This window comes from Sphingomonas ginkgonis (genome assembly GCF_003970925.1).
GTDB classification, from domain to species: Bacteria; Pseudomonadota; Alphaproteobacteria; order Sphingomonadales; family Sphingomonadaceae; genus Sphingomicrobium; species Sphingomicrobium ginkgonis.
In genome coordinates this window covers 2005162-2023984 of record NZ_RWJF01000001.1, presented here as the reverse complement: position 1 = coordinate 2023984, position 18823 = coordinate 2005162, and the positions used below count along the sequence as shown (strand labels likewise).

Below are 18823 nucleotides of genomic sequence, written 5' to 3'. Positions count from 1 at the left end.
CAGGCGGGTTCCCCTAGCGGAGGCGGCGAACCAGCAGCGTTCCGTCGGGACCGCTCTTCACCTCGAAATTGGGAAGCGCCCGGACCATTTCGCTGAGGCGGGTGAAACCATAGTTGCGCGCGGCGAAGCTGGAGACCGCCTTGGCGCGCTGTCCCATCTCCGACAGCGAGGCGAATCCCTCGTCATCGCGCTTGGAGGCTTTGTAGGCGGCGCCGAGGGTCGAGATCAGCTCCTCGTCCACGGGGCGCGCGGCGGGAGCAGGGGCGCTCTCGTCGCTCTGCTTGGCGCCGTCCAGCGCGGCGACGTCGAAAAAGCGGGTGCAGCTGTTCTGGAAGCTGATCGGGGTCTTGGCGGTGCCGAAGCCGTAGACCTGCAGCCCGTCCTCGCGCAGCCGCTGGGCAAGCGGGAGGAAGTCGCTGTCGCTCGACATGATCCCGAACCCGTCGACATGGCCGCGAAAGAGGAGGTCCATCGCGTCGATCGTCATCCGCATGTCGGTCGCGGACTTGCCTTTCACGACGTCGAACTGCTGGACCGGGATGATCGAATGGCTGTTGGTCAGCCCGCCCCAGCCCTTGAGCGCGGCCTTCTGCCAGTTGCCGTAGGCGCGGCGGATGTTGATCGTGCCCAGTTCGCCCAGCACCAGCAGCACCTCGTCGAGATGGTCCGGGGACGCGTTGTCGGCGTCGATCAGCAGGGCGATATTGGGTTCGTCGAGACGCTCGGGCATGAGATTGCCTTACCTTACCGGCTCGAAGCGGTCACTCTGCTCGTCGAGCAGGTAGAGGCAGCCCTCGCCGATCGAGAAGTGGCAGCCGAGCAGGATGAGCTTCCCCGCGTCCTCGCGCTCCTTGACGAAGGGAAAGCTGCGCAGGTTGGCGAGGCTCTGGCGGATGCCGTCCTCCTCGAGCAGGCGAGCGGCGTCCTCGCCGGTGCCATGCTCGGCCGCGATGGCCTGGGCGCGGGCATCGACCTGCTCCATCCAGCGGTCGACGAACCCGCCCTCGCCGGCTGGCTTGCCGTGGAAGATGCCGGTCAGCGCGGCGCTGATGCCGCCGCAGCGCTCGTGGCCCATGACGACGATCTCGGGCACCTCGAGCTGGGTGACCGCGAACTCCAGCGCAGCGGAAACGCCGTGACGACCGCCGTTCTTCTCGAACGGCGGAACGAGGTTGGCGACGTTGCGGACGACGAAGATCTCGCCCGGATCGACGTCGAACACGATCGCGGGCTCGGCGCGGCTGTCGGAACAGGCGATGATGCAGGCGCGCGGGCTCTGCCCGTCCGCCAGGTCGCGCCACATCTCCTTGCGCGGCGCATAGTCGTTGGTGCGGAAGCGGTGGTAGCCTTCCAGCAGGTTGCCGAAACCCTTCATCGTCTCTCCTCTCGCGGAGGGCGGGTAAAGCGGGTGGGGAGGGGTGGCAAGCCGCTCGCGCAGTCGCTATCTGCGCCCCACGATGAACGCCCCGCTCCCCATCCCCCCGCGCCAGCGCAAGCCCGACTGGATCCGGGTCAAGGCGCCGACCAGCCACGGCTATGCCGAGACCCGCAAGCTGATGCGCGACCTCAATCTCGCTACCGTGTGCGAGGAGGCGGCCTGCCCGAACATCGGCGAGTGCTGGACCAAGAAGCACGCGACGGTGATGATCCTGGGCGACACCTGCACACGGGCGTGCGCCTTCTGCAACGTCAAGACGGGCATGCCGCGCAGCGTCGACCCGCTCGAGCCGCAGCACACGGCGGACGCGGCGGCGGCGCTCGGGCTCGAGCATATCGTCGTCACCAGCGTCGACCGCGACGATTTGCCGGACGGCGGCGCGAGCCAGTTCGTCAAGGTCATCGAGGCGCTTCGCCGGACCACGCCGTCGACCACCATCGAGATTCTCACCCCCGACTTCCGCAACAAGCATGAGGCGGCGGTCGAGGCGATCGTCGCCGCGCGGCCGGACGTCTACAATCACAACCTCGAGACGGTGCCGAGGCTCTACCCGACGATCCGCCCGGGCGCGCGCTACTATGCTTCGCTGCGGCTGCTGGAGCAGGTCAAGAGGCTCGATCCCACCATCTTCACCAAGTCGGGCGTGATGGTCGGGCTCGGCGAGCAGCGGCTCGAGGTCCACCAGGTGATGGACGACATGCGCTCGGCCGGGATCGATTTCCTGACCATGGGCCAGTATCTCCAGCCGACCCCGCGCCACGCCAAGGTCGAGGAGTTCGTCACGCCCAAGGCGTTCGATGCCTATGCCTCGATCGCCCGGGCCAAGGGTTTCCTGCTGGTCGCCGCCTCGCCGCTGACCCGGTCGAGCTACCATGCCGGGGACGATTTCCGGAAGATGCAGGCGGCGCGTCAGGCGCAGGTCGCGCGCGCCGGGATCTGATGCCCCGCCACAGCGAGACCAAGCATCTGCCCTACACGCCCGAGCAGCTGTTCGAGCTGGTCGCGGACGTGAAGAATTACGACAAGTTCCTGCCGTGGGTGACCGCGGTGCGGGTCCGCTCGTCGAGCGAGGTCGAGACGATCGCCGACCTCGTCGTCGGGTTCAGCGCGTTCAAGGAGCGGTTCACCAGCAAGGTCCACAAGGAGCGGCCCGGGCGGATCTGCGTCGACTATATCGAGGGGCCGCTCAAATATTTGCATAACGAGTGGAAGTTCAGTCCGGCCGAGGACGGCGGGACGGACGTCTTCTTCTCGGTCGACTTCGCCTTCAAGTCGCGGTTGTTCGAGGCGGTGGCAGGGCAGGTATTCGACCGCGCGCTGCGGCGCATGACGGGCGCGTTCGAGACCCGCGCCGCCGAACTCTACGGCAGCAACAGGTCGAGCGCGCAGAGCGCCGCCTGACGGCGGATCCCGGCGCGGCCTTCCGACGGGTCGAACAAGTGACTGTCGGCGACGATCTTGGCCGGGTCGGCGTCCTTCTCGGCGCGGGCGAAGACGACGGTGCCGACCGGCTTGGTCGCCGACCCGCCGCCCGGTCCCGCGATCCCGGTGATTGCCACCGCCACGTCCGCGCCCGACTTTTCGAGCGCGCCACGGGCCATCTGCCAGGCAGTCGCGACGCTGACCGCGCCAAATGTCGAGATGATGTCTTCGCTGATGCGCAGTGCCGAACTCTTCGCCTCGTTCGAATAGGTTACGAAGCCGACTTCGAACACGTCGGAAGAACCCGGGATCTCGGTCAGCGCCGCCGAGACGAGCCCGCCGGTGCAGCTTTCGGCCAGCGCGATGCGACGACCGGCGGCGCGGTTGGCCTCGATGACCTGGCGGGCCTTGTCGACGAGTTCAGGGGAGAGAAGGTCGGTCATCGCGCCTGTTCCATGCGAATGGTGGCCACCGCCTGCGCGGCAATCCCTTCGCGTCGTCCGGTGAAACCCAGCTTCTCGGTGGTGGTTGCCTTGATGCTCACCGCTTCGCCCGAAAGGCCGAGGATGTCCGCCACCCGGGCGCGGATCGCGTCCCGGTGCGGGCCGACCTTCGGAGCCTCGCAGATGACGGTGCAGTCGACATGGTCGATGATCCCGCCGCGATTTCGGATCAGGCCGGCGGCATGGTCGAGGAACAGGGCGGAGGCGGCGCCCTTCCACTGGGGATCGCTGGGCGGGAAGTGCTGGCCGATGTCGCCCAGCGACGCCGCGCCGAGCAGCGCATCGGTGATGGCGTGGAGCACGACGTCGGCGTCGCTGTGTCCGGCGAGACCCCGATCGTGCGCCACCTCGATCCCCCCAAGCATGATCGGGCCGGGACCCTCGAAGGCGTGGACATCGAAGCCCATGCCGGTGCGGGAGACCATCTGTGCCGCAATCAACATTTCCGCGCGTTCCCAGTCGCTTGAAGTGGTCAGCTTGTGCAGGTTCTCATCGCCCTCGACCGTCGCGACCCGCAGCCCGGCGGCGATCAGGACCGAGCTTTCGTCGGTCGCCCGGCGGCTCCCCGCCTCCTCCAGCGCGAACCGGAGGTCCTCGACGTGGAAGGCCTGCGGGGTCTGCACCCGGTACAGGCGGTCGCGCTCGACGGTGCCGGTCAGCACCCGGTCGCCCTTCGCCAGCGTGTCCGCCACCGGCAGCACCGGCACCGCGCCGTCATGGCTCTGCAGGGCATCGAGCAGCCGGTCGACCACCGAGGGCGGGCAGAAGGGGCGGGCGGCGTCATGGACGAGGACGATCCCGTCGGGGATGGCAGCCAGGCCGTTGGCCACGCTCTCGGCGCGCTCGGCGCCGCCGACGATCGGCTCGCCCACGTCCAGTCCGGCGAGCGCCTCGGCTGCCCGCGCGTCCTGCCCGGGGCCGATCACCACCCGGACGGCGTCGATCCGCGGATGGCCTATCAGCGCCTCGACCGCGCGGCGAAGGAGCGACCGGGAGCCGAGCAAGCGATACTGCTTGGGCAGGCCGCCGCCGAGGCGCTGGCCGCTGCCGGCGGCGACGATGAGGGCGATGACGGTCATGGGCGAGCGCGCCTTGCCGCTTCCACCCCCTTCCTGTAAAGGCGCGCCTTCCCATGAGCCTCGTCAAACCCATCTCGATCGGCCCGGTCCGCATCGACGCGCCGGTCATCCTGGCGCCGATGACCGGCGTCACCGACCTGCCGTTCCGCAAGATCGTCAAGCGGTTCGGGGCGGGGCTGACGGTCAGCGAGATGATCGCGAGCGCGGCCGCGATCCGCGAGACGCGCCAGTCGCTGCAGAAGGCGCTGTGGGACCCGAGCGAGGAGCCAGTCTCGCTCCAGCTCGCCGGTTGCTCGCCTATCGAGATGGCCGAGGCCGCCAAGCTGAACGAGCAGCGCGGCGCGGCGATCATCGACATCAACATGGGCTGTCCGGTCCGCAAGGTGGTGAACGGCGATGCTGGGTCCGCGCTGATGCGCGACCTGCCGCTCGCCGCGAGCCTGATCAAGGCGACGGTCAAGGCGGTGTCGATCCCGGTCACCGTGAAGATGCGGATGGGCTGGTGCCACGACAGCCTGAACGCGCCCGAGCTCGCGCGCATCGCGGAGGATCTCGGCGCGCGGATGATCACGGTCCACGGGCGGACCCGCAACCAGATGTACAAGGGCAGCGCCGACTGGGCGTTCGTCCGGCGGGTCAAGCAGGCGGTCAGCCTGCCGGTGATCGTCAACGGCGACATCTGCACCCGGGAGGAGGCGCGGACCGCGCTCGAGCAGTCGGGCGCGGACGGGGTGATGATCGGGCGCGGGGCGTACGGGCGGCCGTGGCTTCTGGGTCAGGTCATGGCCGACCTGTCCGGCGGCGGCACGCGGCCCGACCCCAGCCTCGACGAGCAGCTGGCGACCATGCTTGAGCAATATGACGCCATGCAGTCATTGTACGGGCGGCAGACGGGCGTGAACCTCGCCCGCAAGCATCTCGGCTGGTACACCAAGGGGTTGCCGGGTTCGGCCGAGTTCCGGAACAAGGTCAATTTCGTCGACGATCCGGTGACGGTCGTCGCCATGCTGCGCGAATTCTACGCGCCTTTCCTGAGCCGCGCCGCCGCCTGACAAATTCTTCGATCGTTCGTCACAACTGTGTTTTTCATGCAACGCGGGCGTGCTAAGCCTGCGTCGATGGATGCGCCGGCCGCTGCCTCTCCCCTGACCAACAGCCCGCGGCGCATCGCCCGCTGGCTTGAACAGGACCGCGCCGGCGGCCGCTTCTACGCGGCGCTGGAGGCAGGGACGGCCCTGCTTCTGCTGGTCGTGCTCGCGGCCAGCTACGCCTTCCTGCGGGGCGTGTCGGCACCGGGAAAGATGGTCCCGCCGCCGCTGATGGCGTTGCTGCTGGTCGTCAATCTCATCCCTGCCATCGCGCTGATGGTTCTCTTCTCCCGCCGGCTCGCGCTTCGCCGGGCGGAGCGGAGCGGGCTCGGCAGCGGGCGGCTCCACGTCAGGCTGGTCGCGCTCTTCTCGGTCATCGCCGCGGTGCCGACCGTGCTGGTCGCCATCTTCGCCTCGCTGCTGCTCCAGTCGGGTCTCGAGTTCTGGTTCTCCAACAAGGCCCGCGGAATGCTGGAGAACACGGTCCAGCTTGCCCGTTCGACCTACGAGCGCGAGGTCAATGACGTCGCCGGGAACACGCTCGCGATGAGCACCGACCTGGCGGCCTTCCTCCACGCGCTGCCGATCGAGGACCCGCGCTTCGCCGACTATTTCGCGCGGACGCAGGTCTACCAGCGCGGCCTGTCGGAGGCGATGCTGTTCAACATCGGCAAGGACGGCCAGATCCGCACCTTCGCCATCGTCAGCCCCTACGAGCGGCAGCTCGACAAGGCCGTGAACGCCGCGATGGTGAAGCAGCTGGCCAACCGGACCTTCGTCGAGGTGAGTTCCAAGGACCGGATCGGGGCGCTGATAAAGGTCGACTATTCGCCGGCGCCTTACCTCTACGCGGCGCAGATCTACGATCCCGCCTTCCGCAGCCAGATGCGGCAGGCGAACGACGTGCTCGCCGACTATCGGACGCTGCTCGTCCGATCCCGCAACAACCAGCTGAAGTTCAACGCGGCGCTGCTGCTGGGATCGCTGCTGATCGTCGGGCTGGCGATCTTCTTCGCGCTCAGCATCGCGGATCGGCTGGTGCGGCCGCTCGGGCAGCTGGTCGGCGCGGCCGGGCGGATCGAGGAAGGCGACTTCTCGACCCGGGTGGTCGAGGACAAGTCGGACGACGAGATCGGGCTGCTCGCCGCGGCGTTCAACCGGATGACCGGGCGGCTGGAGGAGCAGACCGGCGACCTCAAGTCCGCCAACACCCAGCTCGACCTGCGCCGCGCCTTCATCGAGGCGGTGCTGTCGAGCGTGACCGCGGGGGTGGTCGCGATCGACCGGGATCGCCGCGTGTCGCTGATCAATCGCTCGGCCGAAGAGCTGCTCCGCCGCGGTTCGGGCGAGCCCGAGGGACAGCCGCTGGCCGAGTTGTCGGAGGAGCTCGACGAATTCCTCCGTACCGAGCAGCGCGAGGCGCAGGTCCAGGTCGCGGCGGCGGAGAGCGGGCAGCGAACGCTTGCGGTCAAGCGCTCGCGCACCCAGGACGGTTTCGTCCTGACCTTCGACGACATCACCGACCAGCTCAGCGACCAGCGTCGCGCCGCCTGGTCCGACATCGCGCGGCGCATCGCGCACGAGATCAAGAACCCGCTGACCCCGATCCAGCTCGCGGCGGAGCGGCTGCAGCGGCGCTACGGCGGCGAGATCAAGACCGATCCCGACACTTTCCAGCGGCTGACCGAGACGATCGTCCGGCAGGTCGGCGACCTCCGGCGGATGGTCGACGAGTTCAGCAATTTCGCGCGCATGCCCAAGCCGGTGTTCCGCGAGGAGAACCTCCACGACATCGCGCGGACCGCGCTGTTCCTCCACGAGGTCGCGCACCCCGGGATCAGCTTCACCCTCGATCCGCCGACCGGCGCGCTGCGGATGGTGTGCGACCGGCGCCAGCTCGGCCAGGCGCTGACCAACGTGGTCAAAAACGCGGTGGAGGCGATCGACGCCCGCCGCAGCCGGGGCGACCAGAGCCTCGAAGGCGACCGGGTGGCGCTCGCGCTGCGCGAGAGCGACGAAAACATCGTCATCGATGTCACCGACACGGGCGTCGGGCTGCCCGAGGACCGCGAACGGCTGACCGAGCCCTACATGACCACCCGCGTGCGTGGCACCGGGCTCGGGCTGGCGATCGTCAAGAAGATCGTCGAGGAACATGGCGGCGAGATCGCCTTCCTCGACCGGCGCGGCGGCGGCACCCACGTCCGCATCGCCTTCGACCGGCAGCGTCTGGCGGCGCTGGCCCAGGCCGACGAAGGCGCCGACGACAGGCAAGACAATGGTTCGGCAACCGACGGCGACGCGACGCCCCGGCGCCGGACCGACGAGAGCGAGGAGCGATAAACCCATGGCGTTGGAAGTGCTGGTGGTCGACGATGAGGCCGACATTCGCGAACTCGTGTCGGGCGTCCTCGAAGACGAAGGCTATGCCGTGCGCACCGCGGCCAACTCGACCGAGGCGCTCGACGCGATCGAGAGCCGGCGCCCGAGCCTGCTGCTGCTCGACGTATGGCTGCAGGGCTCGCGGCTCGACGGGCTGCAACTGCTCGAGCAGGTCAAGCGGCGGGATCCGACTTTGCCGGTGATCATGATCTCGGGCCACGGCAACCTCGACACCGCGGTGGCCGCGATCCGCGAGGGCGCCGTCGACTTCATCGAGAAGCCGTTCGAGGCGAACCGGCTGCTCCACCTGGTCGACCGTGCGACAGAGACCGACCGGCTGAAGCGCGAGGTGGCGACGCTGCGCCGGAGCGCCGGGGCGGACGAGCAGCTCGACGGCAGCTCGGTCGCGATCAACACGGTACGCGCCACGCTGAAGCGGGTCGCGCCGACCGGCAGCCGGGTGATGATCACCGGGCCCGCGGGCGTGGGCAAGGAGATCGCCGCGCGGACCATCCACAACTGGAGCACCCGGGCGAGCGGGCCCTTCATCGTCGTCTCGGCGGCAATGATGGCGCCGGAGCGGGTCGAGGAGGAGCTGTTCGGCAGCGAGCAGGACGGGGTTGCCCGTCCGGGCCTGCTCGAGCAGGCGCACGGGGGCACGCTGTTCCTCGACGAGATCGCCGACATGCCGATCACCACCCAGGGCAAGATCCTTCGCGTGCTGACCGACCAGAGCTATACGCGGGTCGGCGGGCAGCGACCGGTCAAGGTCGACGTGCGGGTGCTCTCGGCGACTTCCCGCGACCTCGGCGAGCTGATCGCGGCGGGCAAGTTCCGCGAGGATCTCTATTACCGCCTGAACGTCGTCCCGGTGCGGATTCCGCCGCTTCGCGAGCGGCGCGAAGACATTCCCGAGATCGCCGGGCACTTTCTCGCCCGCTACGCGTCCGAGCGGCGGATCAAGAGCCCGGTGTTCAGCGACGAGGCCATGGCCGCGCTGCAGGCGCATGACTGGCCGGGCAACGTCCGCCAGCTTCGCAACATCATCGAGCGCACCGTGATTCTCGCCCCGGGCGACCGGCTGACCAGCATCGAGGTCGACATGCTGCCGGGCGAGGTGATCGAGACCCAAGGGACGCCCGGGGTCAATTCGTCCACCATGTCGATCATGGGCTCGCCACTCCGCGAGGCGCGCGAGAGCTTCGAGCGTGAATATCTCCGCGTTCAGATCCGCCGCTTTTCCGGCAACATCTCGCGGACGGCCTCGTTCATCGGGATGGAGCGCTCGGCGCTCCACCGGAAGCTCAAGGCGCTCGGGCTCGGCGAGACCCGCAACGGAGAGGAATAATTCGAAGGATGAGCAATAAACCCTTCAACCTTCAGGATCATTTCCTCAACAGCATGCGCCGGCAGAAGATTCCGGCGACCGTTTTCCTGATCAAGGGGGTCAAGCTCCAGGGGATCGTCACCTGGTTCGACACCTTCTCGCTTCTCCTTCGCCGCGAAGGCACGGCGCAGCTCGTCTACAAGCATGCGATCTCGACCATCATGCCGGCGGCCCCCGTCGACGGCCTCGAGCTGCCGCCGCCCGAAGGCGAGGGGAAGGGGCTCCAGGACATCTTCCTGACCGCCGCCCGGCGCGAGCAGGAGCCGATGGTGCTCTACCTGGTGAACGGAGTGATGCTGCAGGGCGAGGTGGCCGGTTTCGACCAATTCTCGCTGCTCCTAGAGCGGCATCGCCAGACCCAGCTGGTCTACAAGCATGCTATCTCGACGCTTCAGCCGATGGGACATCTGAACCTCGGACCGAGCGAGCCGGCCGAGGAAGAATGAGCGTCTTCAACCGCGAATCCGACGCGGGGATCGGGCGGGGCGAGCGGGCGATCCTCGTTCTGCCGGACCGTGACGGGCAAGGCTCGGCGCGCAGCCAGGACGCGCGGCTCGACGAAGCCGCCGGACTGGCCGAGGCGATCGGAATCAACGTGGTCGGCCGCCGCGCCTTTCGCATCCGCCAGCCGCGCCCCGCGACCCTGTTCGGCAAGGGGCAGGTGGAGGAGATCGCCGGGCAGGTCGAGACGGAGGAGGCCGGGCTGCTGGTCGTGGATGCCAGCCTCACGCCGGTGCAGCAGAAGAGCCTGGAAGACGGCACCAAGGCCAAGGTCATCGACCGTACCGGATTGATCCTCGAGATCTTCGGCGAGCGCGCGGCGACCGCCGAGGGACGGCTGCAGGTCGAACTGGCGCATCTCGACTACCAGGCGGGGCGGCTGGTCCGCAGCTGGACCCACCTCGAACGGCAGCGCGGTGGTTTCGGCTTCCTTGGCGGGCCGGGCGAAACCCAGATCGAGGCCGACCGCCGGCTGATCCGCGATCGCATGGCCAAGATCCGCCGCGAGCTGGAGCAGGTGAAGCGCACCCGCAGCCTCCATCGAGACCGGCGCCAGCGCGCACCTTGGCCGGTGATCGCGCTGGTAGGCTATACCAACGCCGGCAAGTCGACGCTCTTCAACCGGCTGACGCAGGCCCATGTCTTCGCCGAGAACCTGCTGTTCGCGACGCTCGACCCGACGATGCGCGACGTGCGTTTGCCCGGGTTCGACAAGGCGATCCTGTCCGACACAGTCGGGTTCGTTTCCAACCTCCCGACCGAGCTGATCGCCGCGTTCCGCGCAACCCTGGAGGAGGTCGCCTCGGCCGACCTCATCGTCCATGTCCGCGACATCTCGCATCCCGATACGGACGCGCAGAAGAGCGATGTCGAGGACGTGCTGGCGTCGCTGGGGCTCGACGAGCCGGACTCGCCGCCAAGGCTGGAGGCGTGGAACAAGCTCGACCTGCTCGACGGCGACGAGCGCGCCGCGGTGCTCGCCGAAGCCGCCCGGCGCGACGATGTCGTGCCGCTTTCCGCGCTCGGCGGGGAGGGGACCGATGCGCTGCGCGAGCGGATCGCCGAACGGCTGCGCGAGGGGGCGGAGATCCACGAGATCCAGCTTCCGGTCAGCGACGGCGAGCGGATCGCGTGGCTTCATGCCCGCGGCGAGGTGCTGGATAGCGACGTCGACGAGCATGTCATGCGGTTGCGGGTGCGGCTCAGCCCCGAGAACTGGACCCGCTTCCAGGCCGGGCAGAAGCTCGCCGCCGAGTGATGCTCAGCGCTTGGCTGCCTGCCACAGCGCTTCCTTCTCATCCAGGCTGAGATCGGCGAAGTCGGGGGCGGTCTCGATCGAACGGAAGCGCTGCTCGAACTTGCGATTGGCCTGCCGGAGCGCCTCTTCGGGATCGACCTTCAGATGGCGTGCGAGGTTCACGACCGCGAACAGCAGGTCCCCCAGCTCATCCGTTCGCCGTTCGTGGCTGGTCTCGGCCTCCAGCTCGGCCAGTTCCTCGTCGATCTTGGCGCGCGGGCCGCTGGCATCGGGCCAGTCGAAACCGACCCGGGCGGCGCGCTTCTGCAGCTTGGCGGCGCGTTCGAGCGCCGGAAGAGCTAGCGCCACCCCGGCGAGCGCACTCTGGTCGGGATCGGCGGCGCGTTCTTCGGCCTTGATCTGCTCCCACAGATGATGACCGCCATTCTCGGCGTCGCCGAAAATGTGCGGATGGCGGCGTTCGAGCTTGTCGCTGATGCGGGTCACGACGTCGTCGAGCGTGAATAGCCCCAGTTCTTCGGCCATCTCGGCATGGAAAACCACCTGGAGCTGCAGGTCGCCGAGCTCGTCGGCGAGTGCCGTCATGTCGTCGCGCTGGATCGCGTCGGCAACTTCATAGGCTTCCTCGATCGTGTACGGAGCGATGGTCGCGAAGGTCTGCACGCTGTCCCACTCGCACCCCCGGACGGGATCGCGCAGGCGCTTCATGATGGTGACGAGACGGTCGAGAGTCATGCTGCGAGCTTTGCCGGAGCAGGGCTTGGATGTCAGCCGCAAAGCGAGCGCCAACGCTTTCATCGGCAAGTATGATAATATACATTATGTAAAGGAAAGGCGTGTTGTCGGGATGTCAGAGGCGTCTGAGCACGATACCTACAGCTGCGATGCGCTCGACACTTTCATAGCTTTCTTCGTCCAGCTGCTCGCCGAACACGTCGGGATCTAGTTCGTCGACCGTCAGGTTTCGACCGAGCGGCGCGAGCGCATCAAGCAAAGGCGCTCGGCCGCCGACGAAGGCTGCGCCGGTATAGAGCAGCAGCGTGCCGCCCGGCGTCAACGCATTGAGTGCATGCCTGGCCCAGTCGAGCGACAGCGCACCGCCGATCAGCCCACCGCCGTTTCGGTAGGTCCGCGCGCCACTGTCCGCGATGTACGGCGGATTGGCGATGATGAGGTCGAAACCGGAAAGCACCCGATCCGTGCTTGCCATCCCTACCGAGACGCCGGCGGCTTCGGCGTTCACCGAGGCAAGCTGCAGCGCGCCCTCGTTGACGTCCGCCAACACGGTGTCGCTGTCCGGAAACAGCCGCGCCGCCACGATCCCGCCAGCGCCGCAGCCGGTCCCCATGTCGAGGATTCGTCGAGGGCGCAGCGCCGGGGCATGCTGCTCGACGAAGCGGATGAAGCGATAGGTGTCGGGCCCGAAGAAGACGGAATCGGGCGCGGTCGTCGGGTAAGCCGAGTGGACGAAAGAAAGATTCTCCAGCGTCGCGACCCGCAATCGGCTGCGCAGCCCGTCAACCGTCTGCTCGACGAGTTCGGCGTTACGGAGCGTCGCCAGCAACCCTGGTGGAAGATCGTCCGGCGCGAACGACCTGTTCCAGCCGAAGATGTCCCGCAGCGACGGCCTTGCGGGCGCGGGTCGTGCGAGAACCCGGGCGTGGGTCGCGGGCGTGACGGCGGTGAAGCGGTAGTCGCTGGCGCGCAGATGCCGGAGCAGGGCCAGCGCCCCTTCCCGGCGGACCTCGTCGTCGGGCGGCGGCAGATCCGGCTGGGTCGACATCTTGATGCAAAGCGCCTTGGCCGTCAGCGGGTTCCGAGCGTTTGCTGCCATGATGATGCGTATCCTCGGGATCACGGAAACTTGCGACCTCGGCTCGCTTTACCTGCGGTTGATCGAGGTTGGCCATGAGGTGCGGATTACGGTCGGCGAACCGCTTGCGGCGGGTACGATGCTCGGCATGGTCCCGCGGGTCGAGGATTGGACCGCCGAGCTCCGCTGGGTTCGCGACGCCGATGATCAGGGCCTCATCCTCTTCGAGGCGGTCGGCTTCGGCGCGCTTCAGGATCGGCTCCGGCAGGAAGGATATCGGGTGATCGGCGGGAGCGCCCTGGGCGACCGGCTCGAAGGCGATCGGGCGTTCGCGCAGCAGATGTTGGCGGACAAGGGCCTGCGGATCGCGCCGGTGCTCAGCTTCGAGAGCCGCGCAGACGCGCTCGCCGACCTTGCCGCCCGACCCCGCCGCTGCGTCTTCAAGCGGAGCGCCTCGGATGGCGAGACCTTCGTTGGCAGCTTCGCCGATGGCAGCGACGTCGCGGCCCTGATCGAGAGCCGCTCGGACGACGCGGGCGCGTTCGTGCTGCAGGACCATGTCGACGGGGTCGAGACGGGCATCGGCGCCTGGTTCAACGGCCGCCGCTTCCTTCGGCCCGCCTGCCTTGACTGGGAGCACAAGCGCTTCTTCCCCGGCGATCTTGGCGAACTGACCGGAGAGATGGGGACGGTCGTCACCTATGAGCGAGCGGACGCGCTGTTCGATTTGACCCTCGCTCGGATCGCACCCGAGCTCGCCGCGGCAGGGCATGTCGGCTGGGTCAACCTCAACTGCATCGTCAACGCACGAGGGATTTGGCCGCTCGAGTTCACCTGCCGCTTCGGCTATCCCGGCTATGCCGTGCTCGAGCCGCTGCAGCGCCTCGACTGGGCGGAGCTGCTGGCCCGCGTCGCCGACCCCGCGAGCACGAACTTTCCCACGTCGCCCGGCTTCTCGCTCGGGGTCGTCTTGACGACACCGCCCTTCCCCTGGTCGCGGCACGAGATTGATAGCCCCATTGGCCTGCCGGTGCAGGTCGGCCCGGCGTCGCCCGAGCATCTCCATTGGGGCGAGGTCGGGCTGGCGAACGGACGGCTGGTCACCAGCGGTCTCTACGGCTGGACGGCCGTGATCACCGGAACGGGCGACAGCGTCGCCGAGGCGCAGGCGGCCGCCTACCGCCGCGTCGGTTCGGTCCGGATCCCCAGCCTGCGCTACCGTCAGGACATCGGCGACAGGCTGATCGCCGGCGAGCTCAGAGAACTGAGCTCGTGGGGTTGGCTGTAGTCTGCGCCGTTGCGGCGGATCGCGTCGCAGATCGTTCGGTAGTCGCTGGTGAGCTCGGTCCCGGCGGGAAGTTCGACCATCGCCACGTCGTCACCGAAGGCGATTCCCAGCGAGGCCGTGTTGGGATCGTCGCTATGGTTGAAATGGCGGCCATTGTCGCCACACAGCACCCATAGCTTCTGGCCCTCGTGGAAAGTCGAATAGGTGCGCAGGAAAGCGCGGAGTTCGGCCGGCATTTCCGCGATTTCATGGTCGGAGTAGACCCGGTCGATCCGGCTGTCGAAGCGCCAGATCAGCTGGCCCCTGCTGACCGGCTCGGTGAGGAAAACGCCGATTCCATGGATTGAACTGGGCTTCAACTCGGTAGCGACCATCAACACTGACGCACCTCTTATTCGCTGATCCGAGCGACCCAACGAAGCGCGCGCACGAAGGTGCCGGTCCGCTGGCCTCAGCTCTGGAGGATCAGCCAGCGTCCTTCGACGCCCCAGCGCTGGAGCCCCGAAAGGAAGCTCATGCCGAGGACGTTGAGGTCCCCTTCCTCGCTGACGTGCATCGGAACGTCGTGGCGGACGAGCGAGCCGAAGCGGAGTTCGTCGGCGTTGCCGAGGGCGACGCGAATGATCCCGTTGCCGGTGCGGACCATGGCGGTGCGGTCGGGGTCGATGCTGACGTGGGTGCGCCGCGCGGTGTCGGCGCCCACGGTCGTCATGGTCGCGCCGCTGTCGATCAGGAACTTGACGGGCTGGCCGTTGACCTCAGCATCGACCCAGAAATGGCCGTCGATCGCCATCGGGATCCGGGTCTCGCGCCCGACTGCGAGCGGTTCCCCGGTCGCCTCGGTTTTCAGCCGCGCCGCGACATAGCCGAGGTTGTCGCGAAAGGTGAGGAGCACGAAGCAGGCCGCGAACACGCTGGCCCAGCCGAAGGTCGCCAGCAGGACTCGGGTGAACCGCCCGCGGCGGCTCAGCAGCATGCCGAGCAGCAGCATGCCGGCCATGACCCAGTAGACGGTGCCGACCATCAGGTCGTTCATGGGCGGAGCACCAGCGTGGTTCCCTCGACCCCCCAGCCCGAAAGCCGCGTCAGGAAGTTCATCCCGACCACGTTGACGCCGTCCGACCGGCTGACGTTCACGGGAAAGTCGGTTCGTTCGATCGAGCCGAGCGCAAAGCGGTCGGCGGTCGCCTGGTCGACCATCGCCGCGCCGTTGGCGGTTTCGACCATCGATCCCGGACCGCTGCGGGCGATCCCTGCGGAGCGCGCCAGCTGCGGGCTGATCGTGGTGATGGTTGCACCGCTGTCGACGAGGAAGCGACCGCGCTCGCCGTTGACGCTCGCCTCGACCCAATAATGTCCGTCCTCGCTGCGCGGAATGCGGAGCGTGCCGGCGCACTCGACCGGCGCTCCCGTCACCTCGGCGCGGAGGCGGGCGCCGAGGGTGGAAAAATCGTCCCTAAATACGAAAAGCGCGAAAACCACCCCGAAGATGGCGACCCAGGCGAGCGCCATCTTCGCCGTCTCGCGCAGCGGGAGGCGGCGGGCGGCCAGCGACGAGGCGATCATGACGATGATGATCAGCAGGTAGACGGCGCGCGGCGCGGCGTCGTCGTTCAAAGGAGGATCTCCTGGCCGTCGAAGGCGGGCGCCGCCCAGCTCGGCAGCTCCTTCGCCAGCGTGGCCCAGTCCATGCTGTTGTCCATGTGACTTAGATAGAGTTGCTTGACGCCGATTTCACGGGCCCAGCCGATCGTCGCGTCGAGATGCGCATGGGTCGGGTGCGGGGTCCGGCGGAGCGCGTCGGCGATCCACACATCGACCCCAACGTAGAGATCGGCCATGGCAGGCGTGACGTCATGGAAGTCGATCGCGTAGCCGAGACTCCGGCCACCTTCGTCGAAGCGCATGCCGACCGAGGTGATGCGGCCGTGGGGCTGGTCGACGAAGCGGACCCGCACCCCGCCGCACTGCCACTCGCCCTCCAGCACCGCGGCCCCGGCCACGGGCGGATAGAGCGCAGTGCCGTGGAACAGGTAGCGGAAGCGGTCCTCGAGCCGCTGCAGCACATCGGCACGCGCGTAGACGGTGACTGGCTCGTCGCGGTTGTGGGCAAGCTGGCGCAGGTCGTCGATGCCATGGCAGTGATCGGCATGGTCGTGGGTGATGACGACGCGGTCGATGGTCGCGGTGCCGGCGGCGATCAGCTGCTCGCGCATGTCGGGACCGGCATCGACGAGGATGCTTTCCCCGGCCGTTTCGACCAGGATCGACGACCGCAGCCGCCGGTTGCGCGCCTCGGCGGGATCGCAGCGGCCCCAGCCCCCCTCCCCGATCCGCGGCACACCCGACGAGGTGCCGCAGCCGAGGATGCGGACCTTCATGCGGCGGCCCGGTCGAACAGGCGGAAGAAGTTGGCGGTGGTGCGTTCGGCCAGCTGCTCGACCGGCTCGCCGCGGAGCCGAGCGACGAAGGCGGCGGTGTCAGCGACGAAGGCGGGTTCGCAGGTCTTGCCGCGGTTGGGCACCGGCGCGAGGAAAGGAGCGTCGGTCTCGACCAGCAGCCGATCCTCCGGGATCGTGCGAGCGACCTCCTGCAAGTCCTTGGCATTCTTGAAGGTGACGATGCCGGACAGCGAGATGAACAGGCCAAGGTCGAGCGCCTTCTCGGCCAGCCACGCGCTGCTCGTGAAGCAATGGAGAACGGCCTTGAAGGTCCCCTTCCCCATCTCCTCGGCGAGGATCGCGGCGGTATCTTCCTCCGCCTCGCGGGTGTGGATGATGACCGGCAGCCCGGTCTCGCGCGCGGCGGCGATATGGGCGCGAAAGCGCTCCTTCTGCGCGTCGCGGTCGCTCTTGTCGTAGAAATAGTCGAGCCCGCATTCGCCGATTCCGACGACACGCGGATGGTCCGCCGCCTCGACCAGCGCCTGCGCGCCGAGGTCCGGGTGCGCGTCGGCTTCGTGCGGGTGGACCCCGATCGAGGCCCAGACGTCGGGGTGGCGCTCGGCGGCGCCGACCACCGCACCCCATTCCGAGCGGCGGGTCGAGATGTTGAGGAAGCCGGCCACGCCGCGCGCCCGGGCGGCGGCGAGCACCTCCTCCTCCCGCTCGGCCAGCCCGGCGTAGTTGAGGTGACAGTGGCTGTCGATCAGGGTCACGCGGGCTCGTCCTCGGGCAGCTCCAGGCGCGGGAAGACGGGGGTCGGCGCGGCGAGTTTTCCGGCGGCGCGGCCGGCGGCGAGATAGTCGGCGATCGTTGCCGCGGCGGCGGGCACCACCGGCGCGACCATCGCCGCGAGCCGCTCCACCACGGCGGCCAGCGTGCCCAGCACCGCCGCCATCCGGGCCGGATCGGTCTTTCGCAGCGCCCACGGCGCCTGGGCATCGACATAGGCGTTGGCGGCGAACACCGCGGCCATCCATGCCTCTAGGCCGGCGGCGAAGGCGAACTGCTCGAACTCCGCCGCCAGCCGGGCTTTGGCCTCGTCGACCGCCGCCAGTAGCGCTTGGTCGTCCTGATGCTCGCCCGGCGCGGAAACGACGCCGTCCATGTTCTTGAAGATCATCGAGAAACTGCGCTGCGCCAGATTGCCGAAGCTGTTCGCCAGCTCGGCGTTGACGCGGTTGACGATCGCCTCGTGGCTGTAGCTCCCGTCCTGCCCGAAGGTGACCTCGCGCAGCAGGAAATAGCGCAGCGCGTCGACCCCGTAGCGCTCGGCGAGGCTGTTCGGGTCGACGACGTTGCCGACGCTCTTCGACATCTTCTCGCCGCGGCTGAGCAGGAAGCCGTGCCCGTAAACCTGCTTCGGCAGCGCGATGCCGGCGCTCATCAGGAAGGCGGGCCAATAAACTGCGTGAAAGCGGACCACGTCCTTGCCGATGAGGTGGACGTTCGCCGGCCACCATTTGTCCCACTCAGGCGTGTCGTCCGGATAGCCGAGCCCGGTGATGTAGTTGGTGAGCGCGTCGAGCCAGACATACATGACGTGGGCCGGCGCTCCCGGCACCTTGATCCCCCAGTCGAAGCTGGTCCGCGAGACGCTGAGGTCCTGCAGCCCGCCCTCGACGAAGCGCAGCACCTCGTTGCGGCGGCTCTCCGGACGGATGAAGTCGGGATGGGCCGCATAATGGTCGAGCAGCTTCTGCTGATAGGCGGAGAGGCGGAAGAACCAGCTCTCCTCGGCGGTCCACTCGACCGGCGTGCCCTGCGGGGACAGCTTCTCGCCGCCCTTCCCGTCGGTCAGCTCGCTCTCGTCGTAGAAGGCCTCGTCGCGGACCGAATACCAGCCCTCGTAGCGGTCGAGGTAGAGATCGCCGCGCTCCGCCATCGCGCTCCAGATCGCCTGGCTGGCGCGATGGTGCGCCGGCTCGGAGGTGCGGATGAAGCGATCATAGCTGATGTTCAATCCGTCGCACATGTCCTTGAACAGGGCCGACATCTTGTCCGCATAGGCCGCGGGCTCGACGCCCTCCTTGCGGGCAGCCTGGGCCATCTTGAGGCCATGCTCGTCGGTGCCGGTCTGGAACCGGACGTCGCGCCCCTGCGACCGCTGGAAGCGCGCGATCGCGTCGGCGGCGATCGCCTCGTAGGCGTGGCCGATGTGCGGTGCGCCGTTGGGATAGCTGATCGCGGTGGTGATGTAATAAGGCTCGGACATGGCGCGCC

Annotated in this window: 20 protein-coding genes; 8 read left to right on the top strand and 12 right to left on the bottom strand. The window is 68.1% G+C overall.

Features of this window, described 5'->3' with window-relative positions:
* Positions 1-13 precede the first annotated feature (13 nt).
* Together HMF7854_RS09895 and HMF7854_RS09890 are read right to left on the bottom strand one after the other, a co-directional pair.
* On the bottom strand, positions 14-730 hold the full coding sequence (locus tag HMF7854_RS09895; protein ID WP_126718947.1) for an NYN domain-containing protein: 717 nt from the start codon (positions 728-730) through the stop codon (positions 14-16).
* Positions 731-739: 9 nt separating this feature from the next.
* The gene (locus HMF7854_RS09890) at positions 740-1375 is read right to left on the bottom strand and encodes a carbonic anhydrase (protein ID WP_126718946.1); all 636 of its coding nucleotides are present in this window, start codon (positions 1373-1375) and stop codon (positions 740-742) included.
* Between the two features lie 82 nt (positions 1376-1457).
* Here HMF7854_RS09890 and lipA point away from each other — a divergent pair, with 82 nt between their 5' ends.
* Entirely contained in the window at positions 1458-2378 is a 921-nt protein-coding gene (lipA, locus tag HMF7854_RS09885; protein WP_126718945.1) for a lipoyl synthase, read from the top strand.
* Positions 2378-2839, top strand: a complete 462-nt coding sequence (locus HMF7854_RS09880) for a type II toxin-antitoxin system RatA family toxin (protein ID WP_126718944.1) — start codon at positions 2378-2380, stop codon at positions 2837-2839. Before lipA ends, HMF7854_RS09880 begins: the two co-directional genes overlap by 1 nt.
* Here the strand turns inward: HMF7854_RS09880 and HMF7854_RS09875 are convergent.
* A complete protein-coding gene (locus HMF7854_RS09875) occupies positions 2800-3303 on the bottom strand; it encodes a CinA family protein (protein WP_126718943.1) in 504 nt (167 codons plus the stop codon). The two genes, HMF7854_RS09880 and HMF7854_RS09875, sit on opposite strands and share 40 nt — an antisense overlap.
* The gene (locus tag HMF7854_RS09870) at positions 3300-4442 is read right to left on the bottom strand and encodes a bifunctional 2-C-methyl-D-erythritol 4-phosphate cytidylyltransferase/2-C-methyl-D-erythritol 2,4-cyclodiphosphate synthase (protein ID WP_126718942.1); all 1143 of its coding nucleotides are present in this window, start codon (positions 4440-4442) and stop codon (positions 3300-3302) included. Before HMF7854_RS09870 ends, HMF7854_RS09875 begins: the two co-directional genes overlap by 4 nt.
* Before the next feature lie 53 nt (positions 4443-4495).
* On the opposite strand from HMF7854_RS09870, the gene dusB reads away from it, so the two are divergent.
* The 5 genes from dusB (at position 4496) to hflX (ending at position 11058) form a co-directional block, all read left to right on the top strand.
* Entirely contained in the window at positions 4496-5494 is a 999-nt protein-coding gene (gene dusB, locus HMF7854_RS09865; protein ID WP_126718941.1) for a tRNA dihydrouridine synthase DusB, read from the top strand.
* Between the two features lie 66 nt (positions 5495-5560).
* A complete protein-coding gene (locus tag HMF7854_RS09860) occupies positions 5561-7873 on the top strand; it encodes a sensor histidine kinase (RefSeq protein WP_185829237.1) in 2313 nt (770 codons plus the stop codon).
* Positions 7874-7877: 4 nt separating this feature from the next.
* On the top strand, positions 7878-9260 hold the full coding sequence (gene ntrX, locus HMF7854_RS09855; protein WP_126718939.1) for a nitrogen assimilation response regulator NtrX: 1383 nt from the start codon (positions 7878-7880) through the stop codon (positions 9258-9260).
* Between the two features lie 8 nt (positions 9261-9268).
* The gene (gene hfq / locus HMF7854_RS09850) at positions 9269-9745 is read left to right on the top strand and encodes an RNA chaperone Hfq (protein ID WP_126718938.1); all 477 of its coding nucleotides are present in this window, start codon (positions 9269-9271) and stop codon (positions 9743-9745) included.
* Entirely contained in the window at positions 9742-11058 is a 1317-nt protein-coding gene (gene hflX / locus HMF7854_RS09845; protein WP_126718937.1) for a GTPase HflX, read from the top strand. The genes hfq and hflX overlap by 4 nt, the downstream gene beginning before the upstream one ends.
* 3 nt (positions 11059-11061) lie before the next feature.
* Here hflX and mazG read toward each other — a convergent pair whose 3' ends face one another.
* Together mazG and HMF7854_RS09835 are read right to left on the bottom strand one after the other, a co-directional pair.
* A complete protein-coding gene (mazG, locus tag HMF7854_RS09840; protein ID WP_126718936.1) occupies positions 11062-11793 on the bottom strand; it encodes a nucleoside triphosphate pyrophosphohydrolase in 732 nt (243 codons plus the stop codon).
* A gap of 115 nt (positions 11794-11908) precedes the next feature.
* Positions 11909-12892 carry a methyltransferase gene (locus HMF7854_RS09835; RefSeq protein WP_239016925.1) on the bottom strand — a complete coding sequence of 328 codons (984 nt, stop codon included), beginning with the start codon at positions 12890-12892 and terminating at the stop codon, positions 11909-11911.
* 1 nt (position 12893) lies between these two features.
* On the opposite strand from HMF7854_RS09835, the gene HMF7854_RS09830 reads away from it, so the two are divergent.
* Positions 12894-14159 (top strand): hypothetical protein, encoded by a 1266-nt coding sequence (locus tag HMF7854_RS09830; protein WP_221766429.1) that lies wholly within the window; start codon positions 12894-12896, stop codon positions 14157-14159.
* On the opposite strand, the gene HMF7854_RS09825 is transcribed toward HMF7854_RS09830, so the two are convergent.
* The 6 genes from HMF7854_RS09825 to metG form a co-directional block, all read right to left on the bottom strand.
* Complete coding sequence (locus HMF7854_RS09825) at positions 14093-14518, bottom strand: SET domain-containing protein-lysine N-methyltransferase (protein ID WP_126718935.1); 426 nt, start codon at positions 14516-14518, stop codon at positions 14093-14095. The two genes, HMF7854_RS09830 and HMF7854_RS09825, sit on opposite strands and share 67 nt — an antisense overlap.
* Positions 14519-14610: 92 nt before the next feature.
* On the bottom strand, positions 14611-15195 hold the full coding sequence (locus tag HMF7854_RS09820) for a retropepsin-like aspartic protease family protein (protein ID WP_126718934.1): 585 nt from the start codon (positions 15193-15195) through the stop codon (positions 14611-14613).
* Entirely contained in the window at positions 15192-15776 is a 585-nt protein-coding gene (locus tag HMF7854_RS09815) for a retropepsin-like aspartic protease family protein (protein ID WP_126718933.1), read from the bottom strand. The genes HMF7854_RS09820 and HMF7854_RS09815 overlap by 4 nt, the downstream gene beginning before the upstream one ends.
* Complete coding sequence (locus HMF7854_RS09810; RefSeq protein WP_126718932.1) at positions 15773-16540, bottom strand: MBL fold metallo-hydrolase; 768 nt, start codon at positions 16538-16540, stop codon at positions 15773-15775. Before HMF7854_RS09810 ends, HMF7854_RS09815 begins: the two co-directional genes overlap by 4 nt.
* Positions 16537-17316, bottom strand: a complete 780-nt coding sequence (locus HMF7854_RS09805) for a TatD family hydrolase (RefSeq protein ID WP_126718931.1) — start codon at positions 17314-17316, stop codon at positions 16537-16539. Before HMF7854_RS09805 ends, HMF7854_RS09810 begins: the two co-directional genes overlap by 4 nt.
* On the bottom strand, positions 17313-18815 hold the full coding sequence (gene metG, locus HMF7854_RS09800) for a methionine--tRNA ligase (protein WP_126718930.1): 1503 nt from the start codon (positions 18813-18815) through the stop codon (positions 17313-17315). The genes HMF7854_RS09805 and metG overlap by 4 nt, the downstream gene beginning before the upstream one ends.
* Between the last annotated feature and the right edge of the window lie 8 nt (positions 18816-18823).